This is a genomic window from Fructilactobacillus sp. X7R9C1, assembly GCF_059901005.1.
In genome coordinates, this window is sequence record NZ_JBWXVG010000066.1 from 1 (window position 1) to 249 (window position 249).

Annotated in this window: 1 pseudogene; it reads right to left on the reverse strand. The window is 47.0% G+C overall.

Annotated features, from left to right (window positions below):
* Positions 1-180 (reverse strand): annotated as a pseudogene (locus AC6UD0_RS07450) (YceD family protein); the annotation flags it as partial.
* Between the last annotated feature and the right edge of the window lie 69 nt (positions 181-249).

Sequence of the window (249 nt, forward strand, 5' to 3'; positions counted from 1 at the left end):
GTTGACACTGACCAAAAAGTCACCACGATCATAGACAATATCGCCGCTTACCTGAATGGGACTCACGTCAAGAACCTCGGGATCGCGATCCTGTAAATCCGTTTTAACATCTAACGTGGTGCTAAAATGCAACGGCTCCTGATCGTGTTTTATTAACTCCTGAACGGTCCATTTCAACATGTGGTTTACCTCCTTTAAACGCGTTCGTAGGCGCAGAAACCTGCACATAAGGGCCTCAAGCCTCAATGG